An 18,832-nucleotide genomic window follows, 5' to 3' on the forward strand; every position below is an offset into this window, starting at 1 on the left:
TAACTAAAATATTCAGTTATTTAAGCAAATTCTAGCATTTTTATTTTTATACAACAAATTATTAACACCATGAAAAATTAAAAAAATTTTATTGGAAATAAAATAACAAAAACCTTTTACTTTTATCGCCATCGTTAATTATTTATTACCTGTGCTCCTCTTTTCGCAAAAAAATCATTAAAAAGAGATTTTTTTGATTTTACTCCTTTTTATTAACAAAAATTAGAAACTTTTTAATGTTCTCAGAATACGCTTCCATCTTTTCTTCTAATATTTATTTTGTAAAAAAGTGAAATAAGAATTATTTTCTGAACAGTATTCTGTTTTTTTTAAATCTTTTAAAAAAAACAGAAAAAAACTCCTTAAAAAAGGCGATTTTCACCGCTTTCTCCTTTTTAAAACAATTTTCAAACAAATAAGCCACCAGAAATCGTGAATGATTTCTGGTGGCTTAGACCATTTTATGAGCTACTTCTAAAGGATCAATCTTGTAATTTCTTATGCATAAACAACGTTGTTTCTCGATAGTCATAGAAGATTTTTGAGAAGGCCATCAAATCACCTTCTCGCAAGTAACTGTCGTCTCGAACAACCAAACTAGGGCTCCCCGCGTTCATGCCAAAAAAAGCAGCTTGTTTAGCAGTCAGTAATTCACAGCGGATAAATTTATCGATGAAACTGACAGTCACTCCCTTTTCTTGTGCAAAATATTCAAACATGGAACCGTACATAGCAGATTCTGGGATCTGACCAACGATATCTGCCAGATAATAGGATTTCTCAATCAAATACGGCTGATCATCCAGTGTGCGAAATCGTTCAACTTCAATAAAAAGCTGATTATCAGAAAATCGCTGGTGGCTTGGTGAAAAATCGATCTCAGCGTACGAGACCAAACGCTGTGTTGCTTGAACGGTTTGAATCAGTTTTCCTTCTCTAGCAAGATCTTCGGTAAACCCAAGATCACTTTGGACTGCTTTCTGCTCTTGCGTCAATTGATCATGGACATAGGAGCCTCTGCCTTGAATTTGGTAAATATAGCCGCGTTTACTCAATCTGCTTAGTGCTTGCCTTAAGGAATACCGAGAGACTTGATAGTGTTCCATCAATTCTTTCTCGCTAGGCAACTTTCCGTTGCGATCAGCTAAATCCTTTTTTTCGATTCGTGCGATTAAATCTGCAACTAATAAATCGATCGTCCATTGTTTTGTCATTTCACTTCTCCCCCAATGTTGTACTACTCCTATTTTACCGCAAAAGCTATTGCCTTAGTGGGAATCTTTATTTCTTTAATATCATGAAGACAAAAGAAAACCCAGCTAAGACATGTTTAGCTGGGTTCTGCTGATTCAAACTTACACTTTCGGTCAAGCTTTTCCTTGTTCTTCTGCAAATAGTTTGCCATCATACATTTTGATGAATGGGAACCAAATAAGAAAAGCAACCAAGGCGCAAATTAGCGCAAGGACAAATGCGCGCCAATCGCCACCTGAACCGATAAACCCTGAAAGACCAATTGGGGTTGGCCAAGCGACTTGAGCAATCGGTGGTTTGACAAACCCTAAATTGATTGCAAAATATGCCACCGACATAGAAGCCATTGGTGCCAAAAAGAAAGGAATTGCCGTATAGGGGTTATACACAACAGGCATCCCAAACAAAATTGGTTCATTAATGTTAAAGAATGATGGGACGATCGCGGCTTTACCTAATGCATTTAGTTGTGCCGATTTAGCAAAGAAGGCGATGAAGATCACCATGCCCAGTGTCGCTCCTGAACCGCCAATGGTCACGAAACTATTATTGAATTCACCGGCAAAAGCAATATTTGCACCGCTTTGGTTTTCAACCATGTTGGAAAGAACGATGGGCGTCAAGAATGAGGTCACGATCGTTGCTCCGTGGATTCCGACGATCCACAATGCATGCATCAAGAAATAGATGACTAACAACCCAACCCACGTACTCGTCAATTGCGAAACAAAACTAAAGGGAATCGCAATGACTTTGAAGATATCGGTCCCTAAAGCTACTAAAGCACCGTTGATCACGATCACGACTAAAGCAATCAACGCAGTCGGAATCAATGCAGTAAATGAACTTGAAACACCAGTTGGTACAGTATCAGGCATTTTGATGTAGATATTTCTCTTGACACAAAACGCGTAAATTTTCACTGCAATAATAGCCATAATAATTGCAGTAAAAATACCAGTCGTTCCTAAACGTGTCACACCACCCGCCATTTCCCAACCATCAATGATTTTTTGATCATCGGAAATAAGGGTCACAAGAGTCGCTACTCCGCCTTCAAATACTAATTGAGGTAGACACATGAAGAATGCCATCATTGACAACAAAGCCCCGTTTACAGGACTTAACGAAATTTTTTCTTCCTGCGCTTGGATCTTGGTATATTCATAACCAAAAACAATACAGAAATATAAGGCCAAGATCCCCATTGTTGCAGTATTTCCTAGCATATATAAACTTTGGATCTTATCAAAAGAAGCCGCCCAAATCGATGCTAAAGCTGGAAAACTTTGAGATAAGACACTAATAATCAGGAACATTGAACCAACGATCGTAAACGGAATCGAAGCCATCCCGGCCGCCATCACCCCACGGACGATTCGAAATTGCGAGATTCGCCCCATTGGTCCCATTAAGTACTTATCCAGAAAGGTAAACATTTTACTATTTTCTGTGTTCATCTATTTTTCCTCCTTTATTCTCAAATGTCCGCAGATAGTTCAAGTAACTATCCCGATCTTTTTCGATCAACCATGCTTTTCGTTCCATATATAAACAACAAATCAATCCCAGAGTCAGACTAACCAGTAAAATCGGTCTGGCCGCAAGATTCAAAAATGGGAAAAATCCGTCTTGCCACCCTAACAGGATAAAAAGGATACCAGTAATGTTGACCCCTGTTTGAATCCAATAACCAACTTTAGTCAAGTGCAATCGATTTGATGTCTGCCAATATTTTTGTGTCTGCTCAAAGATGATGGCGCCATCGACCAAAAGCAAGAACACCGGTACCAGACCCATCACTGTCCAATTTGCCAGACTAAGCAACGCCCAATAAAGATTGATAAAGAAAAAAATTGCTGTCATATAGCGAAAAATCAGATAGCGGTTAAATCGCATATTTTTTTGTGCGTACGCATTGGCACCGGACGACTGATTTTGTCCTCTCATAGTTATGATCCACTCCTCTCTCATCATTATTATCGCGAATAACAACCAAACTTGTTCGAACAAGTTAATTTTAGCATAAATCAAAAATCATGCAAGCGATTACTTTTTGATGTTTGGTTGTAAAAAATAAACTCCTGAAGAAAATCGTCTATATTCGCACAACTTTTTAAGGACTATTCAGGTATCTTCCAGCAAAGTTTTGCTCTTGTGAAAACGGGGATTTTATGTTAAAAATGAATAAAAGGAATGTTGATTCAACAAGATGTTCGCTTTTCAAGTTATAAAAAAAGGTTTTTGGTGTAAAATACTTACTTTAAAAGGAGAAAAACGAAAATTATGGCAAAAGAAGTAACCTACGAATTTATCAAAGAAATTCCCAAAGCTGAACTCCATCTGCATTTAGAAGGAACATTGGAGCCTGATTTGAAATTACGATTGGCACAAAAAAATCAAATTGATATTGGTCAATCAACAATCGAAGAGGTGGAAGCAAGTTATCAGTTCGACTCCTTGCCTTCTTTTTTGAACATTTATTATCCAGCGATGAATGTCCTCCAAACAGAAGAAGATTTTTATGAATTGGCAATGGCTTACTTCAAGAAAGCTGCCGAACATCACGTCACTTATGCTGAAGTTTTTTTTGATCCGCAAGCCCATACCTCTCGCGGTATTTCTTTTGAAACCGTCATCAACGGCTATTATCGAGCGACACAAGAAAGTGAACAAATTGGTGTACGAAGTGCCCTAATTATGTGCTTCTTACGGGATTTTTCTGCTGAATCAGCAGCAGAAACCTTAGAACAAGCACTACCTTTTAAAGATAAGATTTTGGGGATCGGGCTTGATTCGGATGAAAAAGGCAATCCACCACTGAAGTTCAAAAAAGTTTTTGAAAAAGCAAAAGCCGCTGGATTTCATTTGACGATGCACTGCGACATTGATCAGGAAGATTCGATCGAACACATTCGCCAAGTCATTGAAGAAATCCAAGTGGAACGAATCGATCATGGAACAAATATCGTAGAAGATGAACGGTTAGTCGATTATGTGCGGACGCACCAAATCGGATTGACGTGTTGCCCTGTCTCCAACAGTTTCGTCGTGGATGATATGAAAGGAAAAGAAATCATCGAGTTATTGGCAAAAGGCGTCAAAGTGACGATCAATTCAGATGACCCAGCTTATTTCCAAAGCTATATTTCTGACGACCTTTATGCATTGAGCAAAAATTATCAGCTAACAGAGGACCAAATCATTCAATTGGTCAGAAATGCCTTTGAGATTGCTTGGTTACCAGAAGAAGAGAAGAAGTTGTATCTAGCGGAAGTCGATGCTTTTGTCGCGGAGAAAAACAATTAATTTTTATTCTTATACAGGCAAAGCTGCACAAGGGTAAAACAAACAATCACTCCAAATACAGGATTGGAGTGATTGTTTTTTGCTTGTTCACTAAATATGAAGATCTTTCTTACAAAAGACCATGCCCGATGCCACGAACAGGATACACGCTCCAATCAATAGGACAAAGATTCCGATGAGACCACTACGATCTCCTGCGATCAAAGCATCTGGATCAAACAATGTAAAGAAAGTAAAATACTTTACTTTTTCTGCATTTCCGCCGGTGTTGGCAAGCATCTGTAAGACGTACATTAATGCAGGTATCCCACCGCCGACAGCAATACTGTATTTTGAATCATTAAAAACACAAGAAGCTAAGAAAGAGATTCCTGCGATAAACAACTGCAAACAAAGCAACCCACCATTCAGCAGCAACAGTTTGGGAATCTCGAGTTCTCCTTTAAATTGTAATCCGCAAAGGATCTCTAATGCAGTGCCATAGATGATCAAAAAGAAAATACCCGTTAAAAGAACCGACATCTGCGTCATGACAATCGTTCTCCGCTTGATGGGTGCTGCCAGAAGGGCCACCATCGCGTTGCTGTCCACATATTTGGCAATCAATGCATTCCCTCGAAGAATCGAGAATACCATTGGAAAAATGATCAAAATAAAACCATAGAGGTAAGAAGACATGAAACCCAATAATGAGTTAGCGCCGGCTTTCATGCCGACTGCCGACATCAATTCTGGCAGCATCTTGCGCATTTCTTCAAGAGACTGCATCATTTCTGGATTGTACATACTGACAATGATTGAGATGTAGAGGGTCATGACGGCACCAAAAATCACAAGCGTCAGGATGCTGCGGCGCAATTCGCGTTTGTAAAGGGTGAAATTGATCATTTCTCTTCACCTCCATAATAATCCATAAAAATCTGTTCCAATGTTTGACTCGTACTGACTTGAACTTGACTAGGTTGTGCCGGATCGATTTCTCCATTGAAATCTGCTGCAAAGGCTGCCGCCAGTTGTTCATTTGGCAGAGTGACGGTATAACGACGCAGATGTTTTTCTCTTAATGTGTCGGTGGAATCCAACGCAACTAATTTTCCGGCACGAATGATGCCAATTCGATCACAGGTCCGCTCAACTTCTTCAAACATGTGGCTAGACATGAGGATGGTTTTGCCGCGCTTTTTTTCTTCAGTAATTAAATCAATAAAACGTGACTGCATCAAGGGATCTAAGCCACTAGTAGGCTCATCTAAAATCAAGATCTCTGGGTCGTGCATGAAAGCCACAACGATGCCAATTTTTTGTTTCATCCCTTTACTCATTTTCTTGATCTTGCCGTTCGGATCTAACTCAAATCGATCAAGTAATTCTTTGGCCCGTCCATTTTCAGCATTTCCCCGATACTTTGCGATAAATTTAATAAATTCGCTTCCGGTCATATCATCAAAAAAAGTCATTTCGCCAGGGATGTAGCCTAAATTTCTTTGGATTTGTTCTCGTTGCTGCCAGCAATTCATCCCATTGATCAAACAGTTGCCGCTTTGAGGTTTGATGAACCCCATTAGATGACGGATCGTTGTGGTCTTCCCAGCGCCATTAGGACCCAGAAAACCAAACGCTCCTGCTTCCACAGAAAATGACAGGTCAAAAATTCCTTTGCCATTGCCATAATCTCGTGTCAGATTGGAAATATCAATTTTCCCCATCATTCATTCCTCCTATTGACCAACGTCTATTCACTAGCAAATCGTTTGCTGGTTTGCCCACTTGCTTTTTGATACTCCCGTTTTGCAAGTGATCAGTCAAGGCCCTCGGTCTTTGCCATACATATCGTATGATGATAGCCAAAGTATAGCCTATGTTGCTGTTTTTGACTACCAAAATATCCACCGTATTCTAGAAATAGTCTGACCAAAAAAAGCGCCTTTTTAAGTCGCGAATTGACGAAAAAAAGCGGCCTCTTCCATTCGAAGACCGCTTTATTCGACGATTGCTGTTAATATGATTTGGAAAAATGACGCTTCTCATTCAATTAGAACTTAAGGCACCAAATCATGGTCAACATAAAAGGAGTTTATCAAGTACCAAGAAAAACTGTCATTACCTGTCGATAATGCGAAAACAGTTTAGACAAAAGGTGCCTTTTGTTCCTTGATTTCAGTTTACAAAAAGAAGCTGCACGATACAAGAGGAACGAGTAAGAAAGCTCCTGTCTGGGTCCTTCACTTTTATTCTGACTAAATAGAACACCTATTTTTTGCTGCTTGTCGTCTCCTCGTGAATAAATTGCTGCCAACGGGCTCTCAACTTCTGACGATAATAATAGCGAGACTGTTTTGATCCCTCTTGATTGACCCAATCAAGCCACATTTGTCGTTCTTTCGGTTTCAGAAATGCCCAGAATTGCATCAGCAATAGATGATTGTCGATGTCTTCTTTCAGATCAATCGTTTCTTCCTGCTCTGATGCGATTGCTTGAATCAGTTGTTTTTGACGATTACTTTTTCGTTGTAAATCAATCACTCGCCATAGCAAAAAGCCAAATAGATAATTCACTTCATTTTCGTTGCGAAAGATCCCTTCATCAGGATACCTTCGTGCGCGCTCAAAGAGCATGAGTCGCAACTCTTGCAAATAATCTTCAAAATCTGGATGACTGGGGAAGATGCCCGCCCGAATCAGCACTTTGTAAAAGAGGCGCTCATAAGAAGCCATCAGTGTATGCCATTCTTTCATTGTATTCCTCCTTTTGCTTGGTGTTCCCGCGGGTACATTAACCATAGCAAAAAGAGGAAGTGACTATTTTTATCAAAAATCAATAAATCATTTGAATTATGCACTTTTTATTGCAAAAATAGTCAGATAATTTTATAGTTGAAGTATCTAAAATGAAGGAGTTTTTCTATGAAGAGATGCTACTCCCCTATAAGTTCGAATAAACTTGATCCTTATCGTCTGTCCTTTGAGCCAAAATGTAAACGATTCCTCAATTCTAGTGATCAGGCCACTTGCCAGGAACTTGCTGCTTTGATCCGTCCAACCATGACAATTGACTTCGAGAAAGAAATTTTTGCCATTCTGCCTTTTGTTCGTGATGATCGCACGCATTCTTTGATCATTTATCAAGACTATTGTTCACTTCTTCCACAGCCGCCATTTCCTATCATCAAACAGATTCTTCTCCATTTCCATTTTTATGAGTACGCGCTTTTCAAAGATACACTGTACCATTTATTCAGCCAGTCGAATATCAAACGTCAATACAAGATTCCTTGTGCAACTAGCGAATACAGCTTGCTACCACTAACAAACGCCACCAAAAAAGACACCATTTGGGTCAATCCTGGAAAAATCATGACGTTGTCCGCTTCTGGACCGCAGCTGTTCATTGAACTGCACAATCAGTTCTCTTTTCCCAGCTCGGTTGAATCCCGTCGTCTAAAGCAAACCATGCTGATCAGTTTCCTTGCTCATGGCATTATCAAACGGGAACATAGCTATCAACTGCCTCGGGCGAATACTAGCCTCACTGAATTTCTGGACCTTTCTTTTTCTCCTCTCACCAATCATTTACTAGGGGAGCTTCATTTTCACGATCTCCCCGGCAAACGAGGAAGTTTTAGTCTGATTTATCAAGATCTCTATGCAGAAGAAAGCCAACAAAAAATGCGCCAAAAATGAGTGCATTTGGCCAAATTTTACTCTTACCAACGCATTTGATCCAAAAAGGGGCAATTGCAATTAATTTAAAAGAAAATGCAAAAGAAAAAAATTTTTTGATCTTTTCGCGTATTTTATTTTTGAGAAACAAAAAGGTACTAGTTTAAGAAAATAGTGCTCTAAGAAGATAGTGCTTTAAGAAAGTAGTGCTTTAAGAAAAAATTACTTTAAGAAAATAGTGGCGGAATGCTGCGAAGGAGGAAAACTAGTATGCGTATTGTTAAAATTTCAGAGACAGAGATCTATGTCGAAATGACAGGGAAAGAATCATTTACAGTTACTTGCAGCAGTGAGCAGCTCGCTGAGCGATGGCTAGCGTTGTTAGAAGGTTTAGCCGAGTAGAGCAACTGATCTTCGAAGCAAGATCCGCAAGCGAAACCGCAAGTCAGCTGAACCCATTGGCAGTTGGCTGATGCAATGCCTGAAATGCCTTTCTTTTCTCAAAAGAGAACAGCAAGCAATGACCATAATAAAAAGCAGCGGCAAAAATGAAGTGTGTCCGAAAAGTTGACTTTTGGTCCAACTTTTCGGATCACTGCAAGCAGCCGCTGCTTTTTTTATTTAGAGGCCTAATTCAGACGCAGGGTCAAAGAAGCCTGACCATAGTCCTGTCGCCATTCCCAAATGTAGATGGACACCAGTCGAATTTCCAGTTGTTCCCATTCCACCAAGGTATTGACGTGCTGTGACATTTTGACCGCTACTAACAGCAGGCAATGCATTGAAGTGCATGTAATAACTATAGATGCCATTCGGATGCTTTATGATCACATAATTTCCTGTGGACGGACCATAACCGGCTTCTACCACTTTCCCACCTTGAATCGCATAAATCGGTGTTCCACTGCTGCCGGTAAAGTCGATCCCATTGTGCTGGTTGCCGGAAGAGCCCGTTGGATCTGTACGGTATCCAAAACGACTCGAGATATGGACAGAATCGACCGGTAAAGACCAACCGCTTGTTTGATTTCCACTAGCAAGCTCCGGTGTTTCTTGGTCAGTATCTTGATTGGTTTCTTTTTTACTTGTTTCTTCAATGTTGGTCTCTTCATTGATTGGTGTAGAAGCATTAGCGTATGTCGTTGCTTCTGTGCCGGTTTCTTTTGCCGACTCTTTTTCTTGAGAGACCGCTGCTTCAGCGGCTACTTGTTTTTTCGCTTGTTCCTGAGTTTTTTTTGCCTCAGCTTGTGCCTGTTTCTTAGCTTCTGCAGCTAACGCTTTTTCTGCTGCTAATTGTTTCAGTGTTTCTTCCCGTTTCTTTTTAGCAGCCGCTTTTTCTGCTTCCAAATCAGACTTTTTGCTCTCTTCTTGATTCAGAGACAATCGTAAGTCGGCCAATGCCACATCCTGATTCAATCGTACATCTGCAAGCTCTTCTTGCTTTTGTTGCAGCTCGCTCGCATGAGTTTCAATTTCGGATAGTTTTTCTTCTAGTTCTTTTTCGAGCTTGATACTTGTCTCGATGTCTTTTTGCTGTTGCTCAACGATACTATTGCTGGCATTCATGATGGTGACAGAAGCAATGGCTCGTTGAATTGCTTCACCTAGTGAGTCAGCATCAAGCAATGTCGTCATCATGGCATTCGAAGGTTCTGAAACTTGAATCTCTCGTGCTTGATTCGCCAGTGTTTCTTTCCGTTTGGCGATTTTTTCCTCCAATTCCTTGATTTCACTTGCGATTTTGTTGACCTTTTGCTCGGTGCTGGCCTTTGACGCCAAAATCGAATCCATTTCAGATTCAAGTTGTTGGATCTCCGCTTCCGTCTTTTGTTTGAACGCTTCTATTGAAGCAGATTCCCCTTTGATTTCATTGATTCGCTGGGTTTGTTGTTGAATTTGACGATCGACATCCTCTGCGTTTGCAACCAATGGGAAACCTATCAACATCAACGAGCTTGCGACTATCAATTTTTCCAGTTTTTTCATGCTATCTCCTTTTGAATCCTACTTTTCATTTCTACTAGCATACCGAATATTTTGCTGCTTTTGGGCAGAATCACAGGAAAAACATCTGGATGCAAAATTCTGACATCTCGTTGCAATCAACTTGTTAGATTCCCGCATGAATCGTAAATTGCTTTTTGATTCTTTTCAGACTAAATAAATCGGAGGTTTGTTACACAAAGAGATAGAGGCATGCTCACTCATTGCGCACGCCTCTATCTCTGTTTGATTTTCATTGAATGATCGACACCACAGTCAATTGAATCGTCCAGTTGCCAAATCAGCTGCAGCTACTACAATCGCTTCTTCAGGAAAAACCATTCCGGTGGTAAAAGCATTGGGATAGTCATGTTCCTACTAGTGCAAAATTACTGCAAGCGCCCGACAGCCGATCCAATCGCATTCCCTGCTAACAGCCATGCCTTCGCTGCTTTTTGTAAGGTGGTGTTTTCGGAATACTTGCTGACATCGTTAGAAATAGTATTGAAGAGCCAGAGTACGCTGTCATTTTTTTCTGGTTCTGTCAACAGCAGTTCGTAGTCATTTCCAAACAAAACGAGGTTGGAAGTTGCTGGCAGCCATTCTTTCAACTTGGGCGAAAGCAGCCAAGTATCCGTCACAATTGGTGCTGAAGCGTATGCAGGAAAGTAGGTTTCAAAAAACATTCTGGCTGACTGATAATTTTCTTGGACTTGCTCATGAACCAGTTTTGCATCTGAAGGGATGTGAAGAGAAAGATAGGTTTGACCTTCAAGTTGTGGTGCTTTACTCTTATGATCAGCGGCGATCATTTCAAATTCTAGCTGATCGATCCTAAATTCTAATCCGCACAAATACCGCCATGTCCAAAATCCACGATCAAACACATCCTGATTACCGACTTGTTTCGTTTCTTTTAAGAATCGAGTAAATGCCCTCATCGTAGCCAAATAAATCTCATGAGGAATTTGCAGCGGTTGATAAATATGTTTCCAGCTGATGGTCGCTGCATACAAATGGATCGCCAATTCCTTCATCGACTCCTCTTTGTACAGTTGGGATAACCACTTGGCTTCTGCTGAAGCTGTTACTGGATCGAGCAATTTATGTACACTAGTAATCATCTCTTGTTCTTGCAGCTCCTCTAAGGCTGCGTTCACTTTCTCTTGGACTAAAACGGGGATTTCAATTAAATCCATCAATTGCTGTAATGGCTCACTGTTAGCTAACATGTTGTTCCTCCTATTATCAACGTGGAATCTTTCTTTTTGATCAATGACATCAAAGCTTGTTTGTAACCGCTTCATCCAATTATAAAAAGTTTAGGGCTTAAATGATACTAAAATATACCGGTTTATACTAAAATCCTAACCCATTTATTGCTTCAAAGAAGATAGACTCATTTGGGTCGTCTCTCTAGACAATTTTTTCACGAAGAAATCCGTCCTCTATCCGAAAAGGCACTCTCACACGTTTCTTCAAGAATCTATTCGTAAGAGAGCGCCCTCTATAGGATAGCTGAAACAGCTAACTTTTAGAGGGGGCTACATCGTTTTTCGATAACAGTTCTTTCTTGATTGTACTTTCTTAATATTTCTTTTTTATTGCAGTAATGACGATTGTTAAAAGTGACAGTTTTTCAAAAGTACGATCGGCTTAATAGCAACTGCTAAATCACCTAGATAGGATGTTTAGCAGTATTTAGTTGGGGCTGTTTTATAAATCACAGCCCCAGACTTCATTGTTGCGATAAATCGCTAGCTCCTGAAAGCCTAATTTCTCCGCTGCAGTTCGTTTTCCATTTGCCACTGCGATCATCTCAGAAAGGATTCTTTCGCCACCTTCCTTGATGGACATTTCGCCGGTAATGATTGCAGATAACTCAAGATCCATATGTTCGGTCATTCGTTGATACGTCTCATGATTACCGGTAATCTTGATCATTGGTACGATGGGATTTCCAATGGGCGTGCCTCTCCCCGTTGTAAAGACACAGATCTGGGCGCCACCAGCCACCATCCCCGTTACAGATTCAATATCATATCCTGGAGTGTCCATGATGATCAACCCTTTTTCAGTGGCGATCTCTCCATATTTGACGACTTGATTGATCGTGGCGTGTCCTGCTTTCATGATTGCGCCTAACGATTTTTCTTCAAGTGTCGTCAAACCACCTTTTTGATTACCAGGTGAAGGATTTGCTCCTCGAATATCTACTTGGAGACGTTCAAATTGTTTTTCGAGACCGCCAATGATAGTCTGAATATCCCGTTTGACTTGTTGGTTTTTGGCACGACGGATCAAGATATGCTCTGTACCGATCAATTCTGTCGTTTCTCCTAGGATCGATCGACCGCCTGCAGCTACCAAAAGTTCTGTCGCAACTCCCAAAGCAGGATTGACGGATAACCCACTGGTTGCATCACTGCCGCCACAATTGGTCGCTAAAGTAAGAGCAGATAGTTCAACGGGTTCCCTCACAATCCGGGCAGCCGCGCCTACCAGTCTTTCTAATAAAGGAACGACTGTCGCGATTGTTTTTGTTGTCCCGCCTTCTTCCTGGATGCTAAAAGAGTAGACCGGTTTGTCTGATACCTTCTGAACCCGAGCCACCATTTCGTGAGGCTGAATCGTCTCACAGCCTAACCCGACAAAGACTGCCCCATAGACATTGGGATTTAAGACAAATCCCGTCAACGTTCGTTTGGTGATTTCTACTGCATCTCCAATTTGACCACAGCCTTTTCCAGCTGGGATAAAGACCGTGCCGGCAATTCGTTCAGCCAGACGGCGTGCAGTTTCATTGGCACAGCCCACTGTCGCAATGACTAAAATTTTGTTGCGGATTCCATATTGCCCATCGGATCGTTTATAACCCATTATTGGTTTCATTAGACTCTGATGCTCCTCACATTATGTGTATGCACATGTTCACCTTTGGTAATCGCTGCTGTAGCAATCCCTATCACTTCGCCATATTTGATAATCTCTTCGCCAGATTCAATATCTTTTACAGAAAATTTATGGTAGCTGTCAATAGACTGGACAATCAGGAATTCATTTAAGGTCGCTTGATTAACAATCTTCACGGATGATTCCGCCGGCGTTGGTTGCAAAACCACGGCAACATTGTCCTCGGGACGCATCATTAATGACGTATACATAGACTGCCTCACTTTCTCTTCACTCATATTTGTCTTGAAAGACAATCGTGTCGATCGCTGCCTGACGCAAATGTGCGACTAATTGTGACAAAGACATCTGTTCACGTTGCATGATTGCTTCAATCACTAACGGCAGATTGAACCCGGCAACGATCTGATAGTGGTTAGGGTCAAAAAATTGTGAATTATAATAAGCACAGTTGTAAGGCGTTGCTCCAAACATATCGACAAATACCAAGACCCCATGCCCCCTATCCAGCTTGCGGCTTTGATCTAAAATTTTTTGACGGAAACTGTCGACCTCTTCATTTTCAGCAAGTGTGTCGAACGCCATCTGCTGTGTCTCACCAATGATCATTTGTAACGAATGAACGATCCCTTGGCTGAATTCGCCATGAGAAATAATTTGCATACCAATCATACCGACCAACTCCTTTCATTCACCAGACCAAAGGGTTCTAAGTGCGCAAAAAAGCGCTCAATATTCGTCACTACATGATCTCCCATTCCGGCTAAACTTTCAGAAGTATACGCACCGATATGAGGGGTCAATGTGACATTTTCAAAAGCCAGTAATGGATGCGCAGGATCTAACGGTTCGTGGCAAAAGACATCGGCAGCATAACCGGAAATTTCTTTTCTAGCCAACGCACGGATCAAAGCTGCTTCATCCACCAATTCCCCACGTGCAGTATTGATCAGCAAGACATGCTGCTTCATTTGATCAAAAGCTGCATCAGAAAGCATCCGCTGGTTTTCATCTGAAAGATTGCAGTGAAGTGTGATGACATCCGCTTCTGACAATAATTCCGGCAAAGATACTTTTTTTCCTTTTGCTTTGTGAATGTCTTCAACAGACTTATAAGGATCATAGACTAGCACTTCAGCACCAAAGCCTTCATGCAGAATCTGGCCAACCTTGGAGCCGATATTGCCATAGCCAATCACACCGACCGTTGCGTGCTTGAGTTCAAAACTATTGCAACTCGACCGCAAGTGCCACTCATCATTTTTGATCAGCCGCTGCCCTTTATTGATCTTACGAAGTTCGTTCATTAACAAAGCAATCGCATGTTCTGCTACCGCTTGCCGTTCGATTGGTCCTAAAACTTTGGTCACCAGTACCTGATTTTCGGTTGCAGCACTAAGGTCTACATTATCGACCCCTAGACCATGACGGCAAAGCAGTCCAAGATTTGGTGTATTCTGAAAAAACGTACGATCGAAAGTTGGCGTGACACTAGCGATAATGCACTGATAGTCCCTGAGTGCCTCAGCCAGTTGTGCCCCTTTAATCGTTGGTTCAAACAGATGAAAGTCCACTTCACCAGATGCTTGCAGTCGTTGGATATGTTCCGGAAAAAACTTACCAAAACTTTTTGAATTGACTACTGCAATTTTTTTCATCGACATCCCCCCTAGATCGATTTCTTCGCTGCTTCGGGAACCGTTTGCGCATAAATCTTGATGCCCTTTTCAGCTGATAACTGCTGCAATTGTTCCAACTCTGTCTCGGTTAGGGCAACATTTTTGATAAAGAACTCGGCCGCTTGTCTTTTTGGCGTGCCGCCTAGATTCAAACAAGGTAACGGTAACCCCAACTCCAAACACTTGATCGCTGTTGCTACCGTTTTGAACAAAGCAAATACTTTATCTGCACCGAACTGATTGGCTTCCCAAGCTGCCAGTACTTCCGCTATGCTGTATACCTTCACTTGAAAACCGTAACGTTTTCCTGAAGCCATATAAATATCCATCGAAAAATCATCGGAACGCACCGCGTCATCGATAATATAAATTGTATTCGCACCCGAAGACTTGGCCCACTTTGTCACGATCTGGCCATGAATCAAACGACTATCTACTCGAGCAAAAGTAATTTTCCCCATTTGTGACACCCTCTTTCTGATTTATAAAATTCCGATCGCTGCCAGCAATCCAACGATAACAGTCAACAATAACATCCCTTTTAGTACATTCAGACCCTTCTTTTCAAAGTAGAAGTACAAGCCCATGACTAGTGAAAGTGGTAAGATGCCTGGCAAGATAGAGTCCAGAATACTCTGTAAAGCAAATTCTCTTTCTGACAGGACAAAAGATAATGAAGATTGAATCGTCACAAACCGTGCCGCCGTCACTCCCATCATGAACATACCAAGAATCGTCAACGCTTTCATGATTAAATTGGCTCTTGTCCCAGCAATCAGTTCTCGAGCCGCTTGCCTCCCTAACCGATAACTAAAGTGGACAAATGCACGGCCATAGAGATACGTCACAACAGAAAAGACGATCCAGGGAATAACCGCACCGAACCATAAACCATCTGCAGCCCAAGGCAGTGCAATCGCAATCAATAGATACTGCAACGTGCCATTATTAATGGAATCCCCGATCCCTGCCATTGGTCCCATCAATCCGACTTTCGTTGCTTCGATCAATTCTGTTGAAACGGTCTGCTCAGAACCTGTTTCTGTCAACTCTTTGGCCCGCTGTTCTTCCAGAGATGCAGTAATCCCAGAAATGGTACTACCGCCCCAGATCGCATCAGTGTTCCAAAAGGTCAAGTGCCGATTGTAGGCATCCCTCAAGTCTTCAGGATCTTTATAGATTTTTTTGAGCAAAGGCGTCAATGCATACATCAACGCTGGTGCGACTTGTCGCTCATAGGTGCGAGGGATCTCGTTCATCCAGTACCAGCGATTCCAAATCTGGTTCAGTTCCTTTTTAGTCAGTCCATTGTTTTCAGTCGAAGTATTCTCTGCATCCATCTAGGCTGCCTCCTTTGCATTGATCATAATCATGGTGTAAATGCCTGCAGTCACGATACCCAGTACAGCCCAAGTAACCATGGTGATTCCTAAATCTTTCAAAATAATCGTTAAGAAGAATGCCAAAAAGAAAAAGAACATATCGGTCTTTTGACCAATGATCCGAATCAAAATCGCGATCCCAACAGCTGCTAACGCACTGGCGACAACATCCAGTATATGAAAGACAACCGTGCCTTCCAATTGTGTCACAACATTAGCTATCGAATCTGCCCCGAAATATAAAGCGATAAACAATACCGGCACATGAGTCAGCATCGTCAATAGGGTTGGCAACAGACCGATTGCAAAAGTAAATTTCTTGTCCTCCAGATTATTGACCACCCGATCAATGTATTTGGTCACAAAAGAATTCACGATAATTTTTAATGTATATAAATAACTTCCTAGAATTCCGACGGGAATCGCGATTGCTACTGCCGCTGTCGGCTCTAGATTACCCAAGATAGCGACTGCTGTAGCCACAGTTCCCGAGACAGCCGGTTCTGTTGCCATCTGGCCGCCTGGCGCAATCTGACCCATAGAAATCAATTGGATAGCTGCACCAACCGTTACCCCTTGGGCAACATCTCCCAGAACGACACCGACAAATAAACTCGTCATAAGCGGACTAAACCGCAAATTCAAGCCTGCATACCCGAAGAAGCGGGCTTGAATCAACGCCACCCAAATTGAGATGATCAACGCCTGGATCACTGACATATGTTTTCCTCCGTTTCTAATTCTATCAATGCCAACAGTGAAAAATGAAAGGCGAATAGAAACCAACTCTTGCTTTTTACCTAGGATGAAAGCATTTCTTGATCCGCCAACAAAAGCAGCTTCCAATAACGAAACAGCGTCCCATTCCCATGAAAACCACTCGATCAAGAAACAGCAAAAAAGGCATCAGACCAGCGTGTCCAATGCCTTTGACATAGCGAAATAAACCTCAGGAAAAACGTGAAAATTTCAAAAAATTGCACAAAGCGACTAGTAATCGCTATCAACTTTCGGTAAAATAAACACGTTGGTTCCTTCGGGAAACAACTATGGCAACTTGATTGGTCAGCTGTGTAAACTTGGTGACTGATCAGGGCTTTCTACAGGTGCGCCAACACCCGTAGAAAGTGCCTTTTTTATTTGGTTTCTATTCCATTTCATCATATAGAAAGCGTTACCTTTTGGCAAGAGGGAACATATGTTTTCGCGGCGTTTTTTTGAGGGGATTTTTTGGGAAAGAAAAAGAAGATACGGAGTATCTTCTTTGGGGTGTTATAGGTTTTCGAGTTAAAAGAAAATACGAATGAGTGTAGCTTAGCCGTATACATTATTTTAGCTAGTCGTTTCTATTTACCTAGTGTGTCACTTAAAATATTAAATATATTTTATTGAACAGAACTGAAAATATAACAAGAAGCCATTTTAGCTGTTAAATTAAAACTTTAAAGTTTAACTCTATTATTGAAATTTTTTTAGTTCATTTTTTGTTTTGAAATTGATAAGGTAAATCCAGCAATTGTAAAATTATCAATTATTTTTTTTTCGTTGATCAATTTACTAATTTTCTTTGAAGTTAAAAGTTTATAACCAATTATTTGCTCACTTGATTGTAGTGAAACATTGTCTAAGTTTTGCAGGATAACTTCAAAGCATTCTATATTATCTTCGATTAGCCCTGAATCAGTCATTAACTTTCCCAAATTAGTGATTTGATTACGGGTTACTTGAATACCAATTTCTTCATTTATTTCTCTTCTAGCCGCTTCGATAAGCGGTTCATCCTTCTCAGAAAATCCACGTGGAAATTCTAAGAATTCTTGACCATTTCGTATGATGTTGATTAAAAGAAATTTATCTTGGTACTTTGGAACAAGAATGACACCACCTGTTTTTTGTTTTAGAAAAATCTTCGCTTTACTCAACTCTTTGACTTCAAAATACGGGTTATTTAATCCTTCATTAAAAACAGTTGTGATTCCCCATAAAATCCACGGTGTACGAGATCGAGCTTTCTTAAGTCTCCATGCATATTGTAAAATAAACAGGAGCAAAAAGAGCAACCCGCTACCAATAACTAAAAGGCTATCATACTTAGCCTGTACTAAACGCATAATGCCATTGAAAAAATAAATTGTTGTTCCAACAATAAAGAAAAGTGCCGTCATAATTTTGTTATCTGAACCTGAAAAGAACTTGCTATAGTTAAATTTTTCTTTTTTAAATGAAGAATAATAATTATCAATTGTTGCTTTCACATCATACACCGTTTGATAATTTTCTTTGTGCGTGAGTAAGTAGGTAGTAATTTTCAATGCATCCAAGTATATTTGATGCCAAACGCGAAATTCAACAATAACAAAACAAACAATGATTCCAATAAAAAAAATCATTATACCCAAGCCATTATACAAAGAAAGAGAACTATCAAATTCTTTCAATGTAGTCAGATTTGTTATATAAAAAGAAATCAATATAAAATATGCCGCAAGTACTTGATCTCTTTTAGTTGTTTGTTCCCGTAGATGATTATTTCCCTCAGAGTATATCGCTTTTAATTGTTCTTCTAATGACTCATTCATTTTGTTCTCCTTTTTCCCACCAATCAGTACTATTGAACTACCTAATTGAAAGTATATTTAAAATAGAAAAATT

The 18,832-nt window shown here is 40.5% G+C and carries 19 protein-coding genes; 3 read left to right on the forward strand and 16 right to left on the reverse strand.

The window, feature by feature from the left end; all coding sequences use genetic code 11:
• Positions 1-482 precede the first annotated feature (482 nt).
• The 3 genes from EGX73_RS15190 to EGX73_RS15200 all read right to left on the reverse strand — a co-directional run bounded on the left by EGX73_RS15190 (position 483) and on the right by EGX73_RS15200 (position 3,204).
• Positions 483-1,214 (reverse strand): GntR family transcriptional regulator, encoded by a 732-nt coding sequence (locus tag EGX73_RS15190; RefSeq protein WP_005471022.1) that lies wholly within the window; start codon positions 1,212-1,214, stop codon positions 483-485.
• 153 nt (positions 1,215-1,367) lie between these two features.
• Entirely contained in the window at positions 1,368-2,714 is a 1,347-nt protein-coding gene (gene celB, locus EGX73_RS15195; RefSeq protein WP_123867050.1) for a PTS cellobiose transporter subunit IIC, read from the reverse strand.
• Positions 2,698-3,204 (reverse strand): hypothetical protein, encoded by a 507-nt coding sequence (locus EGX73_RS15200; protein WP_005471020.1) that lies wholly within the window; start codon positions 3,202-3,204, stop codon positions 2,698-2,700. The genes celB and EGX73_RS15200 overlap by 17 nt, the downstream gene beginning before the upstream one ends.
• A gap of 336 nt (positions 3,205-3,540) precedes the next feature.
• Between EGX73_RS15200 and add the strand changes: the two genes are divergently transcribed.
• Positions 3,541-4,563, forward strand: a complete 1,023-nt coding sequence (gene add, locus EGX73_RS15205; protein ID WP_003126094.1) for an adenosine deaminase — start codon at positions 3,541-3,543, stop codon at positions 4,561-4,563.
• 90 nt (positions 4,564-4,653) lie between these two features.
• On the opposite strand, the gene EGX73_RS15210 is transcribed toward add, so the two are convergent.
• From EGX73_RS15210 to EGX73_RS15220, 3 genes are all read right to left on the reverse strand, one after another.
• Complete coding sequence (locus EGX73_RS15210; RefSeq protein ID WP_003126093.1) at positions 4,654-5,451, reverse strand: ABC transporter permease subunit; 798 nt, start codon at positions 5,449-5,451, stop codon at positions 4,654-4,656.
• A complete protein-coding gene (locus EGX73_RS15215; protein WP_034704267.1) occupies positions 5,448-6,269 on the reverse strand; it encodes an ABC transporter ATP-binding protein in 822 nt (273 codons plus the stop codon). Before EGX73_RS15215 ends, EGX73_RS15210 begins: the two co-directional genes overlap by 4 nt.
• A gap of 544 nt (positions 6,270-6,813) precedes the next feature.
• Complete coding sequence (locus EGX73_RS15220) at positions 6,814-7,299, reverse strand: sigma-70 family RNA polymerase sigma factor (protein ID WP_021150014.1); 486 nt, start codon at positions 7,297-7,299, stop codon at positions 6,814-6,816.
• 168 nt (positions 7,300-7,467) lie between these two features.
• Here EGX73_RS15220 and EGX73_RS15225 point away from each other — a divergent pair, with 168 nt between their 5' ends.
• Both EGX73_RS15225 and EGX73_RS16410 read left to right on the forward strand, forming a co-directional pair.
• Positions 7,468-8,244 (forward strand): hypothetical protein, encoded by a 777-nt coding sequence (locus EGX73_RS15225; protein WP_003126087.1) that lies wholly within the window; start codon positions 7,468-7,470, stop codon positions 8,242-8,244.
• Positions 8,245-8,493: 249 nt separating this feature from the next.
• On the forward strand, positions 8,494-8,625 hold the full coding sequence (locus tag EGX73_RS16410) for a hypothetical protein (protein WP_005471013.1): 132 nt from the start codon (positions 8,494-8,496) through the stop codon (positions 8,623-8,625).
• A gap of 219 nt (positions 8,626-8,844) precedes the next feature.
• Here the strand turns inward: EGX73_RS16410 and EGX73_RS15230 are convergent, their stop codons facing one another.
• The 10 genes from EGX73_RS15230 to EGX73_RS15280 form a co-directional block, all read right to left on the reverse strand.
• Positions 8,845-10,209, reverse strand: a complete 1,365-nt coding sequence (locus EGX73_RS15230) for a peptidoglycan DD-metalloendopeptidase family protein (protein ID WP_123867051.1) — start codon at positions 10,207-10,209, stop codon at positions 8,845-8,847.
• A 386-nt stretch (positions 10,210-10,595) separates the two neighbouring features.
• A complete protein-coding gene (locus EGX73_RS15240; RefSeq protein WP_123867052.1) occupies positions 10,596-11,438 on the reverse strand; it encodes an acyltransferase domain-containing protein in 843 nt (280 codons plus the stop codon).
• Between the two features lie 484 nt (positions 11,439-11,922).
• The gene (locus tag EGX73_RS15245; protein WP_086269113.1) at positions 11,923-13,098 is read right to left on the reverse strand and encodes a UxaA family hydrolase; all 1,176 of its coding nucleotides are present in this window, start codon (positions 13,096-13,098) and stop codon (positions 11,923-11,925) included.
• Complete coding sequence (locus EGX73_RS15250) at positions 13,098-13,370, reverse strand: UxaA family hydrolase (RefSeq protein ID WP_253764172.1); 273 nt, start codon at positions 13,368-13,370, stop codon at positions 13,098-13,100. Before EGX73_RS15250 ends, EGX73_RS15245 begins: the two co-directional genes overlap by 1 nt.
• A 19-nt stretch (positions 13,371-13,389) precedes the next feature.
• Positions 13,390-13,791, reverse strand: coding sequence for a PTS sugar transporter subunit IIA (locus EGX73_RS15255; RefSeq protein WP_029486633.1), 402 nt, complete (start codon positions 13,789-13,791; stop codon positions 13,390-13,392).
• Complete coding sequence (locus EGX73_RS15260) at positions 13,788-14,777, reverse strand: D-isomer specific 2-hydroxyacid dehydrogenase family protein (RefSeq protein ID WP_041119618.1); 990 nt, start codon at positions 14,775-14,777, stop codon at positions 13,788-13,790. Before EGX73_RS15260 ends, EGX73_RS15255 begins: the two co-directional genes overlap by 4 nt.
• Positions 14,778-14,788: 11 nt before the next feature.
• The gene (locus EGX73_RS15265; protein WP_021150025.1) at positions 14,789-15,259 is read right to left on the reverse strand and encodes a PTS sugar transporter subunit IIB; all 471 of its coding nucleotides are present in this window, start codon (positions 15,257-15,259) and stop codon (positions 14,789-14,791) included.
• 21 nt (positions 15,260-15,280) lie between these two features.
• Positions 15,281-16,138 carry a PTS system mannose/fructose/sorbose family transporter subunit IID gene (locus tag EGX73_RS15270; RefSeq protein ID WP_003126061.1) on the reverse strand — a complete coding sequence of 286 codons (858 nt, stop codon included), beginning with the start codon at positions 16,136-16,138 and terminating at the stop codon, positions 15,281-15,283.
• Entirely contained in the window at positions 16,139-16,900 is a 762-nt protein-coding gene (locus tag EGX73_RS15275; RefSeq protein WP_034707002.1) for a PTS sugar transporter subunit IIC, read from the reverse strand.
• A gap of 752 nt (positions 16,901-17,652) precedes the next feature.
• The gene (locus tag EGX73_RS15280; protein WP_003126059.1) at positions 17,653-18,759 is read right to left on the reverse strand and encodes an NUDIX hydrolase; all 1,107 of its coding nucleotides are present in this window, start codon (positions 18,757-18,759) and stop codon (positions 17,653-17,655) included.
• Positions 18,760-18,832: the final 73 nt, after the last annotated feature.

It is taken from the genome of Enterococcus sp. FDAARGOS_553 (assembly GCF_003812305.1).
In the GTDB taxonomy this organism is placed as follows: domain Bacteria; phylum Bacillota; class Bacilli; order Lactobacillales; family Enterococcaceae; genus Enterococcus_D; species Enterococcus_D gallinarum.

Excerpts from the sequence above, each read along its gene's own strand:
- EGX73_RS15190 (WP_005471022.1), bottom strand. The coding sequence starts at position 1,214 with ATGACAAAACAATGGACGATCGATTTATTAGTTGCAGATTTAATCGCA.
- celB (WP_123867050.1), bottom strand. The coding sequence starts at position 2,714 with ATGAACACAGAAAATAGTAAAATGTTTACCTTTCTGGATAAGTACTTA.
- EGX73_RS15200 (WP_005471020.1), bottom strand. The coding sequence starts at position 3,204 with ATGAGAGGACAAAATCAGTCGTCCGGTGCCAATGCGTACGCACAAAAA.
- add (WP_003126094.1), top strand. The coding sequence starts at position 3,541 with ATGGCAAAAGAAGTAACCTACGAATTTATCAAAGAAATTCCCAAAGCT.
- EGX73_RS15210 (WP_003126093.1), bottom strand. The coding sequence starts at position 5,451 with ATGATCAATTTCACCCTTTACAAACGCGAATTGCGCCGCAGCATCCTG.
- EGX73_RS15215 (WP_034704267.1), bottom strand. The coding sequence starts at position 6,269 with ATGGGGAAAATTGATATTTCCAATCTGACACGAGATTATGGCAATGGC.
- EGX73_RS15220 (WP_021150014.1), bottom strand. The coding sequence starts at position 7,299 with ATGAAAGAATGGCATACACTGATGGCTTCTTATGAGCGCCTCTTTTAC.
- EGX73_RS15225 (WP_003126087.1), top strand. The coding sequence starts at position 7,468 with ATGAAGAGATGCTACTCCCCTATAAGTTCGAATAAACTTGATCCTTAT.
- EGX73_RS16410 (WP_005471013.1), top strand. The coding sequence starts at position 8,494 with ATGCGTATTGTTAAAATTTCAGAGACAGAGATCTATGTCGAAATGACA.
- EGX73_RS15230 (WP_123867051.1), bottom strand. The coding sequence starts at position 10,209 with ATGAAAAAACTGGAAAAATTGATAGTCGCAAGCTCGTTGATGTTGATA.
- EGX73_RS15240 (WP_123867052.1), bottom strand. The coding sequence starts at position 11,438 with ATGTTAGCTAACAGTGAGCCATTACAGCAATTGATGGATTTAATTGAA.
- EGX73_RS15245 (WP_086269113.1), bottom strand. The coding sequence starts at position 13,098 with ATGAAACCAATAATGGGTTATAAACGATCCGATGGGCAATATGGAATC.
- EGX73_RS15250 (WP_253764172.1), bottom strand. The coding sequence starts at position 13,370 with ATGTATACGTCATTAATGATGCGTCCCGAGGACAATGTTGCCGTGGTT.
- EGX73_RS15255 (WP_029486633.1), bottom strand. The coding sequence starts at position 13,791 with ATGATTGGTATGCAAATTATTTCTCATGGCGAATTCAGCCAAGGGATC.
- EGX73_RS15260 (WP_041119618.1), bottom strand. The coding sequence starts at position 14,777 with ATGAAAAAAATTGCAGTAGTCAATTCAAAAAGTTTTGGTAAGTTTTTT.
- EGX73_RS15265 (WP_021150025.1), bottom strand. The coding sequence starts at position 15,259 with ATGGGGAAAATTACTTTTGCTCGAGTAGATAGTCGTTTGATTCATGGC.
- EGX73_RS15270 (WP_003126061.1), bottom strand. The coding sequence starts at position 16,138 with ATGGATGCAGAGAATACTTCGACTGAAAACAATGGACTGACTAAAAAG.
- EGX73_RS15275 (WP_034707002.1), bottom strand. The coding sequence starts at position 16,900 with ATGTCAGTGATCCAGGCGTTGATCATCTCAATTTGGGTGGCGTTGATT.
- EGX73_RS15280 (WP_003126059.1), bottom strand. The coding sequence starts at position 18,759 with ATGAATGAGTCATTAGAAGAACAATTAAAAGCGATATACTCTGAGGGA.